Raw genomic sequence first — 907 nt, 5'->3', positions numbered from 1 at the left:
CGCGCCGTCGCGCAGCCGGCCGGCGAGGCGGGTCGGGCTGGTGAGCAGTTCGACGACGCTGCGGGCGACGAGTTCGAGGTCGCCGGGTTCGCGCCGGGGCACGCGTTCGACGCGCACGTGCGGTTCGGGCTCCGGCGACTCGTCGAGGATGAGATGGCCGAGGTCGAGGGCGTTGATGCCGTCGACGAGCGCCTGGTGGGTCTTGGTGACGATCGCGAAGCGGTGCTGGGCCAGGCCCTCGACGATGTACATCTCCCAGAGCGGGTGCGAGCGGTCCAGCGGGCGGCTCTGGATGCGGCCGACGAACTCCTCGAGCTGCTCGTCGTTGCCGGGCCGCGGCAGCGCGGAGCGGCGCACGTGGTAGGCGAGGTCGAACGCGCCGTCCTCGATCCAGGCGGGGGCGGCGATGCCGACGGGCATCTCGCGCACGCGCTGGCGGTACCGGGGCACCTCGTCGATGCGGGCGGCGACGAGGTCGATGAGGCTGTCGACGTCGACCCCGCCGTCGGGCTCCTCGAAGACCATCACCGAGCCGACGTGCATGGCGCTGCGCGCGTCCTCCAGGTAGAGGAACGACGCATCGACGGCGCTGAGTCGGTCGGGCACGTTGCCCATCGTCACATATCGACTGCGCCGCGCGCGGCGATGTCGCCCCTGGTCAACAGCGGCAGCAGCCGGTTCGCGGCGCGGCCGAGCTCAGAGGCGCCGGAGGCGACTGAGGCGACCGTGACGGGAACGCCGGTGGTCAGCTGGGCCGTGACCGCGTTCGGGTCGTGCGGCCAGCGATGCACCCGGCTCACGGCCCCGGAGCCGGTGAGTTCGGCCCCGAGCCGGTGCGCCCACGCGCGGGCGGTGGCGTCGGTGCCGGTCAGGCGCAGCGCGACCGGCACCGGTTCGGGCCGCAGCG

Annotated in this window: 2 protein-coding genes; both read right to left on the bottom strand. The window is 73.8% G+C overall.

The features are described from left to right. Positions 1 to 606, bottom strand: a 606-nt coding sequence (locus PINTE_RS21435; protein ID WP_281178991.1) for a wax ester/triacylglycerol synthase domain-containing protein, incomplete at its 3' end; no start/stop codon positions are given. Positions 607 to 617: 11 nt separating this feature from the next. Beyond that, positions 618 to 907 (bottom strand): hypothetical protein (locus PINTE_RS23575; protein WP_169798600.1); only part of this gene is annotated, 290 nt, incomplete at its 5' end.

The organism is Piscicoccus intestinalis NBRC 104926 (genome assembly GCF_001515525.1).
GTDB classification, from domain to species: domain Bacteria; phylum Actinomycetota; class Actinomycetes; order Actinomycetales; family Dermatophilaceae; genus Kineosphaera; species Kineosphaera intestinalis.
Note: the sequence above shows the minus strand (reverse complement) of the source record. Positions and strands in the feature narration are given on the sequence as shown.